At 50.9% G+C, this 13177-nt stretch carries 21 protein-coding genes; 1 reads left to right on the plus strand and 20 read right to left on the minus strand.

Translation table 11 applies throughout. From position 1 onward, the window contains the following. Nucleotides 1-96 precede the first annotated feature (96 nt). From cmk to O0S09_RS07385, 3 genes are read right to left on the minus strand one after another with little or no spacing between them, the layout of a single operon-like run. Nucleotides 97-630, minus strand: coding sequence for a (d)CMP kinase (gene cmk / locus O0S09_RS07375; RefSeq protein ID WP_268923326.1), 534 nt, complete (start codon nt 628-630; stop codon nt 97-99). A 3-nt stretch (nt 631-633) separates the two neighbouring features. Continuing rightward, complete coding sequence (locus tag O0S09_RS07380) at nt 634-1263, minus strand: DUF106 domain-containing protein (RefSeq protein ID WP_268923327.1); 630 nt, start codon at nt 1261-1263, stop codon at nt 634-636. A gap of 5 nt (nt 1264-1268) precedes the next feature. Further along, a complete protein-coding gene (locus O0S09_RS07385) occupies nt 1269-1841 on the minus strand; it encodes an adenylate kinase (protein WP_268923328.1) in 573 nt (190 codons plus the stop codon). Nucleotides 1842-2104: 263 nt separating this feature from the next. On the opposite strand from O0S09_RS07385, the gene O0S09_RS07390 reads away from it, so the two are divergent. Continuing rightward, entirely contained in the window at nt 2105-2926 is an 822-nt protein-coding gene (locus O0S09_RS07390; protein WP_268923329.1) for an ABC transporter substrate-binding protein, read from the plus strand. Between the two features lie 183 nt (nt 2927-3109). Here the strand turns inward: O0S09_RS07390 and O0S09_RS07395 are convergent, their stop codons facing one another. From O0S09_RS07395 to O0S09_RS07475, 17 genes are all read right to left on the minus strand, one after another. Continuing rightward, nucleotides 3110-3523, minus strand: a complete 414-nt coding sequence (locus O0S09_RS07395) for a hypothetical protein (RefSeq protein WP_268923330.1) — start codon at nt 3521-3523, stop codon at nt 3110-3112. Next, nucleotides 3520-5181: a hypothetical protein gene (locus O0S09_RS07400; RefSeq protein WP_268923331.1), complete on the minus strand. Its 1662-nt coding sequence runs from the start codon at nt 5179-5181 to the stop codon at nt 3520-3522. Before O0S09_RS07400 ends, O0S09_RS07395 begins: the two co-directional genes overlap by 4 nt. Nucleotides 5182-5352: 171 nt before the next feature. After that, the gene (gene secY, locus O0S09_RS07405) at nt 5353-6795 is read right to left on the minus strand and encodes a preprotein translocase subunit SecY (RefSeq protein ID WP_268923332.1); all 1443 of its coding nucleotides are present in this window, start codon (nt 6793-6795) and stop codon (nt 5353-5355) included. Between the two features lie 24 nt (nt 6796-6819). Further along, on the minus strand, nt 6820-7242 hold the full coding sequence (locus tag O0S09_RS07410; protein WP_268923333.1) for an uL15m family ribosomal protein: 423 nt from the start codon (nt 7240-7242) through the stop codon (nt 6820-6822). A gap of 5 nt (nt 7243-7247) precedes the next feature. After that, complete coding sequence (locus O0S09_RS07415) at nt 7248-7709, minus strand: 50S ribosomal protein L30 (RefSeq protein ID WP_268923334.1); 462 nt, start codon at nt 7707-7709, stop codon at nt 7248-7250. Beyond that, nucleotides 7709-8326 carry a 30S ribosomal protein S5 gene (locus tag O0S09_RS07420; RefSeq protein WP_268923335.1) on the minus strand — a complete coding sequence of 206 codons (618 nt, stop codon included), beginning with the start codon at nt 8324-8326 and terminating at the stop codon, nt 7709-7711. Before O0S09_RS07420 ends, O0S09_RS07415 begins: the two co-directional genes overlap by 1 nt. 1 nt (nt 8327) lies before the next feature. Then, complete coding sequence (locus tag O0S09_RS07425; RefSeq protein ID WP_268923336.1) at nt 8328-8852, minus strand: 50S ribosomal protein L18; 525 nt, start codon at nt 8850-8852, stop codon at nt 8328-8330. Nucleotides 8853-8855: 3 nt separating this feature from the next. After that, complete coding sequence (locus O0S09_RS07430; protein WP_268923337.1) at nt 8856-9308, minus strand: 50S ribosomal protein L19e; 453 nt, start codon at nt 9306-9308, stop codon at nt 8856-8858. Then, complete coding sequence (locus tag O0S09_RS07435; protein WP_268923338.1) at nt 9301-9726, minus strand: 50S ribosomal protein L32e; 426 nt, start codon at nt 9724-9726, stop codon at nt 9301-9303. Before O0S09_RS07435 ends, O0S09_RS07430 begins: the two co-directional genes overlap by 8 nt. A gap of 1 nt (nt 9727) precedes the next feature. Further along, nucleotides 9728-10252 (minus strand): 50S ribosomal protein L6, encoded by a 525-nt coding sequence (gene rpl6p / locus O0S09_RS07440; RefSeq protein WP_268923339.1) that lies wholly within the window; start codon nt 10250-10252, stop codon nt 9728-9730. Between the two features lie 13 nt (nt 10253-10265). Beyond that, the gene (locus O0S09_RS07445) at nt 10266-10658 is read right to left on the minus strand and encodes a 30S ribosomal protein S8 (RefSeq protein ID WP_268923340.1); all 393 of its coding nucleotides are present in this window, start codon (nt 10656-10658) and stop codon (nt 10266-10268) included. A 14-nt stretch (nt 10659-10672) separates the two neighbouring features. Beyond that, entirely contained in the window at nt 10673-10843 is a 171-nt protein-coding gene (locus tag O0S09_RS07450) for a 30S ribosomal protein S14 (RefSeq protein WP_011832473.1), read from the minus strand. Nucleotide 10844: 1 nt separating this feature from the next. After that, the gene (locus O0S09_RS07455; RefSeq protein WP_268923341.1) at nt 10845-11360 is read right to left on the minus strand and encodes a 50S ribosomal protein L5; all 516 of its coding nucleotides are present in this window, start codon (nt 11358-11360) and stop codon (nt 10845-10847) included. Further along, nucleotides 11357-12076, minus strand: a complete 720-nt coding sequence (locus O0S09_RS07460) for a 30S ribosomal protein S4e (RefSeq protein ID WP_268923342.1) — start codon at nt 12074-12076, stop codon at nt 11357-11359. The genes O0S09_RS07455 and O0S09_RS07460 overlap by 4 nt, the downstream gene beginning before the upstream one ends. Continuing rightward, nucleotides 12076-12441, minus strand: coding sequence for a 50S ribosomal protein L24 (gene rplX, locus O0S09_RS07465; RefSeq protein WP_268923343.1), 366 nt, complete (start codon nt 12439-12441; stop codon nt 12076-12078). The genes O0S09_RS07460 and rplX overlap by 1 nt, the downstream gene beginning before the upstream one ends. A gap of 10 nt (nt 12442-12451) precedes the next feature. Continuing rightward, the gene (locus tag O0S09_RS07470) at nt 12452-12850 is read right to left on the minus strand and encodes a 50S ribosomal protein L14 (protein WP_268923344.1); all 399 of its coding nucleotides are present in this window, start codon (nt 12848-12850) and stop codon (nt 12452-12454) included. Continuing rightward, nucleotides 12847-13173 (minus strand): 30S ribosomal protein S17, encoded by a 327-nt coding sequence (locus O0S09_RS07475; RefSeq protein ID WP_268923345.1) that lies wholly within the window; start codon nt 13171-13173, stop codon nt 12847-12849. Before O0S09_RS07475 ends, O0S09_RS07470 begins: the two co-directional genes overlap by 4 nt. Nucleotides 13174-13177: the final 4 nt, after the last annotated feature.

A 13177-nucleotide genomic window follows, 5' to 3' on the forward strand; every position in this document is an offset into this window, starting at 1 on the left:
TTTGTGTACAAAAAAGATCATCGGAAAATATTCCTGCGGCAGCATTCACGCAACAAAAATAAAAAAATTTCCGGCAGGACGGTTCATCAGAACGGGTTAGTTCTTCTTTGAAACCATTGCCATAACAGATTCCGCAATGGCGATAACCTCTTCCTGATTGAATGTCTCGGAGTTGATAACGATATCGTACGGCGAAGGATCCGCGATATCAATCTCATAGTACTCCATATAACGTGCGGCCTCGCAGGCTTCCCGATCAACGGTGGCGGCGCAGGCCTCTTCAGAGGTAAGATTTTCCCGCTCGGCAATGCGTTCTGCACGACAGTCGGGGGATGCATAGAGCAGAATTTTCAGATCAGCGTTCTCCACCATCCATCCGGCAAGACGCCCTTCCAGAATGATGTTATCGCTTGCCTCGCCAATCTCTTTTTGCCGGGCATCGATTTTGAGATCGATCTCAGGATTTTCCTCCGCAAGTTTTCCAAAAGCGGCAAGGTCCATACCATGCTCCTTGGCAAGGCTGCGAAACACCTCACCGGCGGAAAGATACCGGAGACCATGTCTCTCGGCAAGCGCCTTGCCAAGAGAGGTGGTCCCCGAACCGGGTGATCCGCTGATCGTAATCCGCATTGGTTACATGCCTCCGATATTGAGGGCTTTTCTGATCACCTGAGTGATCACCAGAGAACAGAGCATATACCAGAGAATCCACAGCGGGAAGAACCCGAGATAGACATCAAAGTAACTGGACAGTCCTGCAAACGGGAGAATGATAGCATTGCTGAGGTCAGCGTGTGCCATGGTCAGATCAGTGGTCTGCGGAATGTGTTCAATCAGCCAGAAAAAGATCGGCACCGTCAGAACAAGGATATAAGCCATGGGCTTAAACTGCTGCTGACTCATTTCCATCTGTTCCGCCATCATTGCCTGCTGGCGTGCCTGCATCTTCTTGATGGCTTTCTCATCGCCGGAACGCTGTGCCTCGCGGAACAGGACGTTAAACTCCTTGAACTTTTCCTGATTTTCCCGCATCTTGTCGTAGTCGATGGTGTACTTCTGAATAAGGGAGGAGTACAGACCGGTACAGGTTGCAAGAATCAGTACAAGTGCAAAGAACGGAAGACCAAGTGCAGCGAAGGGACCGACAATAATATCGACCACACCTGAGATAACGGCACGGGCTTCAGGCCAGCCGTAGAGAAGCATCATGCCAAAGACTACGGCGAGCGCGATGTACATTCCGTACTTTTTGCCGATTTCCATTGAGATTACCTCAGGGTTGCGGTAAGTTCCTCGACGGCTTTGTCAAGGAGGAAGTCAGCGTTGACGATGATTTTGACGGTGCATCCGGTAAGCATTGCATAGGATGCGGCAAAGGCACGGTTCATTTCCTGGTGTTCCGCAATGGATTTTGCACCTTCCATATCACGGACACGGCTCTCGTCAGAAAGTCTGCGGACAAGAATCTGGTCATTGTCCGTCTCGACAAGAACAAGAACGTCCGGCATGATTGCAGTGATAACCCACTCGGGAAGACCTGCAAGATACCCGTTCGGTGTCTTGACAGAGGCGTGAGTATCGATGATGACATTGCCGTCAATTGCGGCGATCTTTTCTGCAGCAAGTTTCTGCAGGCGTTTCTGGACAGTACGATCCAGTTTTCTCATCTGATCGCGGTCCTGTACAAGACCTTCCGCAGCGGCAACTTCAAACATGAAACTGCCAAAGTTGATGTTCTGATACGGAGTTCCTTCCGCAGCGATTTTTTCCATTGCGGTGTTAATTACCGTCGTTTTGCCGACACCGGGCACACCGGTGATGATGACCTTTTTTCCTGCCATATTGGATCACTATTTCCCTATGTGAGAATCATTTAAAGTTTGGAGGGACAGGATAATAAATGTATTTTTAGGAAGGAGAACAGGATCGAAAGAGACGCACTGTCAGTTGGAAAAATCCTGCCGGTAACTATCCCCACCCAGGGATCTTTTTCTTCAGTATGCCAAAAAGAACGAGACACGATCAATGAAGAACATTGTCTGTTCCTAAGGGCATCACTATGAGTGCAAACACATATATACCTATTAGACACAGTGTTTGAACAATGCAAAAAAACACCCTCCTCCCTGTACTTATCGGAGTGGTAGTTGTCTGTTGTGTGCTTGTTGCCTGTGTTCTCCTCTTTACCGGCGGTGAAGGACAAACAACCTACATCGTCGGTATTGACGGGGACCATCTTCCTAGTACTGCTATCATCATCGAGGACCGCGAACGTATCCCAATCGGTTTTGATGTCGAGACAATCCAGTGGATTGCAGAAAAAGAACATTTCGCAATTACATTCAAAGAGGTTCCCTGGTCGATCATTCCCGAACTCATTGAGAGAGGAGATATCGATATGTTCTACTCAGGGTACAGTATAACTCCGGAACGTGCGGAGCGGCTGGACTTCTCTCAGCCCTATTATAAAACCGATATCGCCATTGCCGTCCGAAAGGACAGCGGCGTAACCAGGGAGATGTTTGACAATGGCGAGATACGCATAGGTTCCCAGCAGGGGATCACCTCGGTTGACAAACTCAAAGAGATCTTCGGCATTGAACGGTATGATGAGATGGTCTCCGAAGGAAAGATTGTACTGTTCTCTGCGGGGACTGCAGGATTTGGCGAGTCACTCAAATATCTCGATACCGGAGAAATCGATGCCATCATTTACAATAAAATAACGCTGGAGGGCTATCTGCCAGACTGGAAAAACCTCACCATTCTGGACACGATTCCCACCGGTGAAGAATATGGTATCGCCGTCAAAAAAGGAAATACCAAACTGATCAGCATACTCAACAAAGGCCTTGAAAACTTCCGCGCCTCAGGCAAACGTGCCGAACTTCTGGAAAAATATCATATGAGCGAGACGCTGGCATAATCTCCCTACGTTTTTTGAATAATTTTGAGATGACCGGCGGCGTTATCCATAAACATTTTTGAGTACCACAAATCACAATTCTCAGGGATTGATCCCGTACCCGGGAAAACACTGAGCGCAGGCCGAAGGCCGTACGTCCAGTATTTTTACGGGAAACAGGACCTTATGAACATACCCGAAGATTTATGCAAATCTTAATCTGGTGTACCCAAGAACTTCCCGTTTCCCGTCCATAAATAATCCTTCCGTAATAACCGTCTGCCAGCCCATGAGTTCTTTGGCCATCCCTGTACACCGCATTGGCTCCATAATCTTTACCGGTGTAAAGGAGTACCGTAGATCCTCACGACCGTAGAAGTACACATCCACTGAAGAAAGTGATGCAGCCTGATCACCGCCCACAACCACGGCAACCACATCGTCACCCGAAATCCGCACCATCAGATCCACTCCATTCACAGAAAACTCCGTTTCCACCAGGTTTTCCACCATGAAACTGCCGATAAACACCAGCATGCAGACAACCGCAATCACCAGAACAACCACGATAGCAATGGAGCCTGGAGAACCATGACCGGCATCTGCTGTATCCTTCACGGCATCAACTCCTGCGGATCAGCACGCGACGTGATATCCAGTTCCGTACCGGCAAGAACAAACCACTTGTCATCCACCGCTTCCAAGTATATCAGCCGGACGCTTTGCTGTGTCGGATCATTTGGGATGGGCAGCACATTATATGTCAGACCACCGCCGTCCATAACAGACAACACGTACTGCCGGCCAAATGATGCACCATTTGCGTCGGTAAACGAGAAAATATTCTTTCCGACATCCCCGGGAACAAAAGCATTGGCCAAAACAATTCCCTGCATATCGATTGCAGCAAAATCGGTAATGTTCCCGGACGCCGCGGCAAGAAGCTTTGAGGAGCCACTGTTAATATCAGCAAGTATCGCTTCTTTTCCATATTCCCATGCATACAGAGTTGTATTCCGGACAAGAGTAGTAACGGTACTGACAGCATGCGGGATCATCGGTGATACTTCGGACTCCGCCGGCATCCGAATCGTGATAAACCAGGAATCATCAACGGGCATCACATAAATCAGAAGCAGCAGTGCGTCAGTAGGAATCTCACCAACCGATGCGGATTCATACTTCTGCAGATATCCGCCGCCCTGCTGGGCAAGATAGATCATATGCCGGACTGTCGAAACATCATAGGCATCATGCAAATTGATCCAGCTGGTTATACTGGAACGCTGGGTCCCGCTGGACATTGCAAGAACATTTCCTTCCATATCATAGGCAACCAGAGGATATGTCGACACCTTGTTTCTAATATATTCCAGGGTCTTTTCCTTGGAATGGGATCTGGCATACTGGAAAGCTTCCAGCGTTTCTTTCGTCATTTCGCCGGCATCCGGGGTAAACTGTACATCGGCGGGAACCGACCACGGGGAAACCGGACGATTAACCATCAGACGGACATCCGTTCCAAAAAGGTTCACCGTCACCGTTTTCCAGACATTGATCTTCTCATATTTTCCCAGATACAGCGGTGTATATGCAGGGTACTTGATTACACCTTCCGGTAGTACCACCAGCGTATTATAATCCACCTCATGATCGATCACGAAATCCAGTGACCCTCCGCTGATATCCCACCCGATGTACTCCGTGGCCGTACAGTAGAGAACCCATCCATCCGGCAGGACAACAGATATCGCATACTCCGACAGTTCCGGAACACCTTCAGCAAAGGTATGAAACAGCATGCCCGAATCAAAGAAGAAACTGACGTAACCACGGTACGTTCCATCCGGAGAGTAAACCGGCAGACTCACTTCCGCCACATATCCGTACTCGGAAATATAGAACGGTCTGGTCCACAACGTATGTGAACCCGTAAAATCCGACTCATTGTGATGATGCGTAATTGCCGCTCTCAGATGCGAGAACGCCGCTGGTACAAACATTCCCTCAGTACTGTTCTCCGGATAATAGGCCAGGAGTGCCATCCATGGTTTTTCTGCGTAATACTTCAGAAGAAGATCGACAATTTCCGAATCATTTCCGGAAACCCTGCCGATATCATCAGCAAGGACCCGGGAGTCGACCTCAAGTTCCGTAAAGCCCGAGACAACAACATCCGCATACCGATCCAGAACCAGAACCATATCCTCCGGAGCTTCCAGAGTATAATTTTCCGGAGTCACCGATGGCTGAACACATCCGGCGCAGCCAAGCATCAGACACACTGTACACAAAACCGCGCACAGCATAAAGAATACACAACACCATTTTTTTCGCATAGTACTTACACACCACACACGTAATGAAAATCACTCAGTATGTTGGCGGGAAAAACGCATAAACCCTTTGAATGGGACAATAAAAATCAGAAAAAGAAAAAATGGGGATTATTCTTTGCCGCCGAAGAAGCCCCGCATAAACGGGTACATCTCCATGATCTGCTCGTTTGCAATCTGTTCATACAGACGGTAAACGATCGAGACCGTAAGCAGAAGACCGGTACCTCCCACAAACCCGATGATACCCAGCATGTTTGCAAGAATACTAAGTACTCCGATAAACACGCCACCAATCACCGTGACACGCGGAATGTATCTGTCCAGATACCGCTCCAGCACCGCAGGGCTGCGGCGATAACCCGGAATCTGCATACCTGAATTCTGAATCTGGCGGGCAACATGTTTCGAGTCAAGACCTGCTGTCTTCACCCAGAAGATTGCGAACAGAGCACCTCCAACAATCATCACGATTGCATCAATACCCACACGGAGCGCAACCTCCCATGCTGCATGGCCGGCACCCGTAAACTGCGGGAGCCACCACATCCAGTCCTGCGGCTGGTTAATCGGTGCAAGATACCACATCAGACCATTGATCGGCGTAGAACCGTTGAACTCTCCAAAGATGTTGATACCAACACTGGAAAGGAACATACCAATCATCTGAACGTTTGCCTGCAGCACACGCACCAGAATCATCGGAAGAACACTTGCATACACAAGTTTCACCGGGAACCGCGCACGGGCACCGCGCACATTCGCGTGGGCAAGCGGAATCTCCACACGGGTCGCCTCAACATACACAATAAGGAAGAACAACCCTATTGTCGTAAACAGTGCGAGCAGCTCAAGACCAAAGTACTCGATAAAGTTCGCACCGGAACCTATAACCTCAAACAGCCGGGGGAAGAAACCCACCGCAAACTGATCCGTCGTAGATTCCCAGTTGAAGAAACCGTTTACGAGACCCTGGGCAACTCCTGCAACGATGAAGAGACCGACACCAGAACCAATACCCCACTTCGACACGACCTCATCCATGAACACAACCAGCAGACCGCCTAAACAGATCTGCAGGAAGATCAGGACCATCACAGCCGTCGTATTGCCGCCAAACATTGCAGCAACCGTCATGTCAGGGCTCATCCATCCGCCCAGCACGTTTGGCAGGGCTTCCAGAATGATCATCACAAAGATCAGCAGTTTCTGCAGACCCATGTAAATAACCTGACCGCGCTCATCGGAAGTATTGATCTTAATCAGGTCAGCACCACGAAGCAGCTGCAGTACGATAGATGCGGTCACAATCGGTCCGATACCAAGGTGAAGAATCGTTCCGGATGCACCGGCGAGCAACGCACGGTAATATTGGAAAACATCCAGAGAAGTTTCACTCAGACCAAAAACCGGAATGTTCGTCAGTATAAAATACAACAGCAGCACCGCGGCGGTCCACATCAGCTTGTTTTTGAAGTGAACGTGACCCTCCGGTGGCCGAACGGCCGGCATTTTTGCCAGCAGTGGTTCCATTCGATCCAGCAGTTCTCCCATGAGTGATACACCAAAAATTTAAATTTAGGGGGTCAGCACCTGACCGCCCTGTTCCTGAACTTTCGCGACAGCACGCTCGGAGAAGCTCTCTGCAGTAATCTCAAGCTTGTGGGTAACGCGACCACCGCCGAGAACCTTCTCAACACCAATCTGTGCGGCGTCAAGAATAATAACATCTCCGTTTTGTGTGGCAATACCGCGGGCAACAAGATCCGGAATCATCTGATCGATATCACCGATATCGAGGACTTCATAGGTAACGGAGGTCTTGCAGACAAATCCATGTTTACCCTCAGTCTTTCCGAGCAGATAGAACCGGGTGAAATTGTGGTCACGCCATCCTGCCTGTCCACGACCTCCGCGATTACCTGCACCACGGCGGTTTTTGTGGGTTCCCCCACCACAGGTGCGGGTTCCCCGGAACTTTGAACGCTTGTTGACTGGCATACTTTTTACCTCATCTTGATCAGAAGGTCATTAATTTCCTTCCCGTAGTATCCCAGGGCACCGCCCTGATTGAACGTACGCTTCGTGGTCTTGTATCCCTTTCTCGGCGGGTGCATACGCAGCACCGGCTTGAGCTCGGGGACATCCTTCATCCGGATCTGACCTGCTGCAAGAGCAGCCGCAAGTTCGGCAATACTTCCAAAGGAAGTTGCCTCCTTCACGTACTCCTCCGTCAGCGGCTTGTTACCGGTAAGTCTTCCACGGGTGGTAAGAATCGTCTCAAGCGTGGCTGCATCAACTTCACCAAACGCAATGAAGTCCTTTGCCTTCCGGATCATACCGAGGTACTCCGGAGTCTCCGGCACAAGGACACAGTGGTTGATGTGATGAAGACGCAGCATCTTTAAGGTCTCCTTAATGTCGCGGCGGGTATTTACCACTCCGCGAACCTGCACAACTGCATACATTACTTCCGACCTCCGATACGAATCAGATTCGTTTCGCGAAGTGCATTGTAGGTAGCCTTTGCGAAGTTAAGGGTCGTTCTCGTGTTACCACTCGTGTTGACCCACACATCGCGGATACCGGCAAGTGCCAGTACTTTCTTACCGACATCACCGGTCACCAGACCGATTCCCTTCGGGGCGGGCTTGAGAGTAACGGTAACAGAACCTGCCTTACCGGTAACTTCCATCGGCACAGAGTGCTTCTGACCGCAGCCGCATTCCCAGGAACCGCATCCACGGCGAACCTTCACAATGTTCAGCTTCGCATTTACGATTGCCTTCTTGATCGCAGTTCCCACCTGAACATCTCTGCCCTGGCCAAAACCGATGTAACCATCCTTGTTGCCGACAACAACGACCGCTCTGAACTTAATACGGCGACCAGAGTCAGTCATACGCTGCATCATATCAATGCAGAGGACTTCGTCAACAAGGTCGGGAAGCATTGCATCAACAATGCCTGCTTCCTTAATAGGGAATCCGCTTGCAAGAATCTCATCGAAGCTTGCAAAGTCCCCGGCCATGACCTTCTTGCCAAGACCGGTGATAGGGACCCACTCTTCCTGTTCGTACGCCATATTATTCCAGCTCCTTCATGATTGCATCCTTTGCAGCCTCGACACAAGAGACGAGATCTGCATAGCGGTCATCATATTCTGCAATGTGGGCACCGTTGCAGCGATCCTCGTCCGGGAGGATCTCCTCACCGACCGGAACATCGAAACCTGCATCGACTGCTCCTTTCACTGCGGCGAACACACGGGCACCCGTAGATGCAACCTGCAGACCGATATCTGCAATTGCACCCTCGTATCCTGCCTTCTGGGCACGGACCGCGAACAGCATACCGGTCAGATATGCCGCAGGGGTGTTTCCAAGGTAACCCTTGTACCCGTAGTTCACCAGTTCTCTGCTGTTCACATGAACAAGCGTATAATCGCCGTCCATCTGTGCAGCAATGAGCTGGATGATGATGTGACGGTTCGTCTTCCGGACAACCATACGGTTTCTGCCGGAAACAATCAGCCGCTGGCGCTGGTAGTAATCAGTCTTTCCTTCACGGCGTCTGCGGAACTGAACAAAGTATCTTCCATTCGTAGCCATTGCTTAGTCCCTCCGGGAAGTAACGATCTCAATCTGCGTTTTCAGGTGAGCAACGTTACGGAACTGACCACCGGCTGCACGGCGGTAGAGTCTGCGGTATTCGGTTCTCGTAATGGAACCTGCCTCACGCTGGGCACGAAGCTCCTTACGCTGTGCCCGGATCTTCTTGATCCACTGGGTCTTGGACGGAGTGCGTGCACCCTTTGCACCGCTGCGGCGTCCCGGACCTTTACAGTGTCCGTATGCGCGCTTTGCGATACGTGCCCGTGCACGTCCGCGGGAGATACCTTTCTTCTGGTGGGAAGAGATGGCACCCTCCTCAATCAGATTGCGGATATCCTCCCGGGACATTGCATTCTGAACATCGGAAAGTTTCTCCGGATTGATCCAGACACGGTTTTCACCGCAACCGAGAACAGCTGCCGCAAGGCGGCGCTGGGAAGCAAGATCACTCATTGGACTTCGCCTCCTCGGTCACTGGTGCTGCAACAACTGCCTTTGTCTCTTTCGGGTTCAAAACCTTAATGCCAAGGGCTGCTGCCTTTGTCTGGATAGCTGCACGCTTCTGTCCGCCAACGGATGCACCGATACGGACAGCAGTTGCTGCGGCATCAATCTCTTCAAGATCAGCCGGTCTGAACACAAGGACCTCACGGTAGCCGCTCGGGTGGAATCCGCGGATTGCTGCCGGAGCTCCGAATCCTGCTTCGGGGTGTGCACCCTTTGCACGGAAATCCTTGCGCTGTTTGCTGTGCAGACCGCGCGGTCTGCGCCAGGTGTCAGCCAGCTTTACCTTTGCACAGAGGCACTGGCGGGAGAATCTGGCCTTCTTTGCAGCACGTGCACGAATCAGTTTCTTAATTTCACTCGCCATATTAGTTACCTCTGCTGGTAATGTAGATACCATCCTGGAACACACGGGGATCCCTGTTGCGGACCCGGCATGCCTGCTCAACATTTGCAGCGGTGTTTCCGATCTTTTCACGGTCAATGCCGTTTAAGACCAGTTCATCGCCCTGGACTTTTACCTTCACGCCCTCAACAATCTTTGCGTAGCGTGCCTGTTTCTCGCCAAGGAAGTTGGCGATCTCAACGCGGTCACCTGCAACCTTCACCTGAATCGGGAAGTGGTTGTAGACAACCTTCATGTGGTACTCGTACCCCTCGACAACGCCTTTTGCCATCACATGGAGAAGGGCATTGTAGGTACCGACCAGAGCATAGACACGGCGTCTGGTGGACTCGGTAGAGATCTTCACTGCACCCTCTTCCACAACAATCTCAATTGACGGGTGGTGCATAATACGGGAAAGAGAACCTTTGGAACCTTTCACCGTCAGGAGGTCTCCCTCTTTGGTAATGGTTACACCTTCCGGGATGTGGAAAATCATTTCATGCATAATGTTCCTCTCCTTAGAAGACGTATCCTAACAGCTCGCCACCAATACCGAGCTTACGTGCCTGTTCGTGGGACATAACACCTTGGGAAGTGGTCAGAATAATAATTCCGAAACCCTTTCCCGGCAGGTATCTGGTTTCCCAAGACTCAAGGTCTGCAACCTTTACCGAGAAACGGGGGGTGATAACACCGCACTTGTTGATGCCGCCGGTAAGAGAAATCGTGTACTGACCTCCTCTGCCGTCGTCAACCTTCTCGAAACCGCTGATATATCCGTATTCCTGCATGACGGTAAGCATGTCACCAAAGAGGCGGCTGGCCGGCTCAACGGTCACTGCAAGTTTACCGGTGTCGCCGGCATTCTTGATAGCGCTCATTGCGTCTGCAATCGGATTCTGTTTTGTCATTCTCCGTCACCTCTTTAGTTCATCTTCTTAAAGCCCATCGTGGGTGCCCACTCACGGAAGCACTGACGGCAGAAGTAAATGTTGTATCTGCGCACAAGTCCCTGCTTGCGTCCGCAAAGCTGGCACTGGTTTGCACCACGACCATACTTTTTCTGCTGGACTTTGCCGTTGTCTTTTGCTGCCATATTACTCCACCTCAATGCCGAAGGTCTCGGTCACAAATGCCATGGACTCCTCACGGGTCACGTGCAGTTTGGTGTTGAGCTTCTTCTGCTGGATCTTTCTGCGTGCCGTTCTCGTACCTTTCTTCTCGATAACTGCGATAATATCCATACCGTAGATACCGATCTTCGGGTCATATGCCTGACCCGGAAAGTCCGTGTGTTCCTCAATACCGAAACCGAAGTTACCGGTAGCATCAAACTGGCGTGCGTGAAGAACATTCTCCACCGCATACGTCTTTAATGCCGTTGCAAGGAACGTCGTAGCCTTTTCGCCGCGAAGGGTAACCTTGCAGCCGATCGGCTGACCACGGCGAACACCGAAAGCCGGAAGCGTATTCTTTGCATAAGAACGAATCGGCTTGGAACCCTGGGTAAGGTCTGCCATGATGTTTTCCGCGTTGACAAGCCGCTCGCCTGCCTCGCCGACACCCATGTGCACAACAACCTTTGCCACAAACGGTTTCTGCATGTCGCTCATGCGTCAACACCCCAGGTGGAAAGGAAAGACTCGGTGGTTCCGATCATATAGACATAGTCTTCAATGGTCTCGAACTTCTCACCGTTTGCATCCTCAAGGATGACACGGTTCGAAAGAGATGACTGCTGAATCTGAATCTCAACGATCTTTCCGGTCTTCATCGTGTGCTGACCGCCAATGATGACGGCCATGTTACCGACTGCGAACGGGAAGTGCTGCTGCACAACAAATCTGTCATCGCCAGCAAGACCGATAACAAGGGAGTCCTTGCCTTTGTAGGTGTTGTCACCAATGAAGTTTGCTCCACTGGTCAGATTGATCTGCGTCTTGCCGCCGACAAGAGTTGTCTTGTTTGCGACTTTGACCAGCTGGATCTTTGCTGCATCGGAGGAGATCTCATACTCAGTGTGGCGTCCCTTTGCATCGACAAGAATCATGTAATGCTTATCGATCTTCGGGAAGCTGATGATGTCAAAGACATCAATACCGATGTGCTCATCGGTCACCACGTTGCCGTTCAGAACAACACTGCGATCGTGAAGGATCTTCTTGACCTCTTTCGTGTTCTGGGCGAGGTGCATGTGGTCGCGAATCCAGATGCCGATCGGAAGAGCGGATGCATCGTGCGGACCGTGTGCCGGGCTCACGACGTACTTGCTTTCCTTGCGGGCGATCTGCCATGCGTCCGGTGCTGTCATACGTTTTGTACGAGTCATTATGCCTTCACCTCAAGACGTGCAACGCGCTTTGCGTCCTTCAGATTCAGTTTGGTGATCATCACTTTGGAAGGATCAATCGGTCTTGGAACATCCTCGCCGTTTGCCTTCTTCACTGCAACACCGTGAACAAGAACCTTAGTGTTTTTCACATCGACCTTGTCAACAACAGCTTCGGTGCCTGCGAACTCGCCGCGGAGCACTTTTACGGTGTCACCGGTGACAACACGGAAACTGCGCTTGCCATATTTCTTACGGAGATCATCAGCGAGAGTTGCGTGTAAGAACGCTCCACGAACGTGGATAGGTGCGTTATACCGGAACTTTCTCTGTTTTCTCGGCTGAATGCTTGCAATACGTGCCATGTTTTTCACCTTAGATAATGATCGTTGCCATCGATCCGACCTTCGGGAACCGCTCTGCAACTTCACGTGCAACCGGTCCCTTGATATCGGTACCACGCGGGTCACCATTATCATTTAAGAGGATCATTGCGTTCTCTTCAAAGGAAACACGCAGGCCGTTCGGGCGGCGGAACTCCTTCTTCTGACGGACAACAACTGCTTTTACAAGCTTTCTCTTCATATCAGGAGTTCCCTTCTTCACAGATACTGTGGCAAGGTCTCCGATACCCATCTTCGGCTGCCGGTTCTTCACACCGTGGTATCCGAAAACGGAAACAATCTGAACAACACGGGCGCCCGTGTTGTCTGCACAAACCATCTTGGAGCCGGTCTGAAGTGCGCGCGGGATCTTGGACGTTAAGCCTCTCATGCCCGGGTCACCTCAACAACAACATAGGAGGTTGTCTTGTTCAATGGTCTGCACTCTGCAATCTTGACCTCGTCGCCGATTCTGGCGTCGAGGCACGGGGCCATGTGTGCGTGGATCTTGGAACTGCGCTTCTCATATCTGTCATATTTCTTGACGAAGTGAAGGTAGTTCCGCTCGACGACAACGGTCCCCTGCATGCGCTCACTCACGACCTTACCGGTAATCACCTGGCCGCGTACCGGTAAGCTGCCGTGGAATGGGCAGTTTACATCGTCACAGTCCTTCTCTGGGACTGCAACATTTAAGCCGATATTTTTTGCCATATTT

The organism is Methanocorpusculum vombati, assembly GCF_026891935.1.
Classification (GTDB): Archaea; Halobacteriota; Methanomicrobia; order Methanomicrobiales; family Methanocorpusculaceae; genus Methanocorpusculum; species Methanocorpusculum vombati.

Coding starts and splice junctions, on each gene's coding strand:
- secY (WP_268923332.1), bottom strand. CDS start 6,795: ATGGGAGAACTGCTGGATCGAATGGAACCACTGCTGGCAAAAATGCCG.
- O0S09_RS07420 (WP_268923335.1), bottom strand. CDS start 8,326: ATGGCGTACGAACAGGAAGAGTGGGTCCCTATCACCGGTCTTGGCAAG.
- O0S09_RS07435 (WP_268923338.1), bottom strand. CDS start 9,726: ATGGCGAGTGAAATTAAGAAACTGATTCGTGCACGTGCTGCAAAGAAG.
- rplX (WP_268923343.1), bottom strand. CDS start 12,441: ATGGCACGTATTGCAAGCATTCAGCCGAGAAAACAGAGAAAGTTCCGG.
- cmk (WP_268923326.1), bottom strand. CDS start 630: ATGCGGATTACGATCAGCGGATCACCCGGTTCGGGGACCACCTCTCTT.
- O0S09_RS07415 (WP_268923334.1), bottom strand. CDS start 7,709: ATGTATGCAGTTGTGCAGGTTCGCGGAGTGGTAAATACCCGCCGCGAC.
- O0S09_RS07390 (WP_268923329.1), top strand. CDS start 2,105: ATGCAAAAAAACACCCTCCTCCCTGTACTTATCGGAGTGGTAGTTGTC.
- O0S09_RS07475 (WP_268923345.1), bottom strand. CDS start 13,173: ATGGCAAAAAATATCGGCTTAAATGTTGCAGTCCCAGAGAAGGACTGT.
- O0S09_RS07450 (WP_011832473.1), bottom strand. CDS start 10,843: ATGGCAGCAAAAGACAACGGCAAAGTCCAGCAGAAAAAGTATGGTCGT.
- O0S09_RS07460 (WP_268923342.1), bottom strand. CDS start 12,076: ATGACTCGTACAAAACGTATGACAGCACCGGACGCATGGCAGATCGCC.
- O0S09_RS07425 (WP_268923336.1), bottom strand. CDS start 8,852: ATGGCTACGAATGGAAGATACTTTGTTCAGTTCCGCAGACGCCGTGAA.
- rpl6p (WP_268923339.1), bottom strand. CDS start 10,252: ATGCATGAAATGATTTTCCACATCCCGGAAGGTGTAACCATTACCAAA.
- O0S09_RS07380 (WP_268923327.1), bottom strand. CDS start 1,263: ATGGAAATCGGCAAAAAGTACGGAATGTACATCGCGCTCGCCGTAGTC.
- O0S09_RS07385 (WP_268923328.1), bottom strand. CDS start 1,841: ATGGCAGGAAAAAAGGTCATCATCACCGGTGTGCCCGGTGTCGGCAAA.
- O0S09_RS07410 (WP_268923333.1), bottom strand. CDS start 7,242: ATGCCAGTCAACAAGCGTTCAAAGTTCCGGGGAACCCGCACCTGTGGT.
- O0S09_RS07455 (WP_268923341.1), bottom strand. CDS start 11,360: ATGAGCGACATGCAGAAACCGTTTGTGGCAAAGGTTGTTGTGCACATG.
- O0S09_RS07400 (WP_268923331.1), bottom strand. CDS start 5,181: ATGCTTGGCTGCGCCGGATGTGTTCAGCCATCGGTGACTCCGGAAAAT.
- O0S09_RS07430 (WP_268923337.1), bottom strand. CDS start 9,308: ATGAGTGATCTTGCTTCCCAGCGCCGCCTTGCGGCAGCTGTTCTCGGT.
- O0S09_RS07445 (WP_268923340.1), bottom strand. CDS start 10,658: ATGACAAAACAGAATCCGATTGCAGACGCAATGAGCGCTATCAAGAAT.
- O0S09_RS07470 (WP_268923344.1), bottom strand. CDS start 12,850: ATGAGAGGCTTAACGTCCAAGATCCCGCGCGCACTTCAGACCGGCTCC.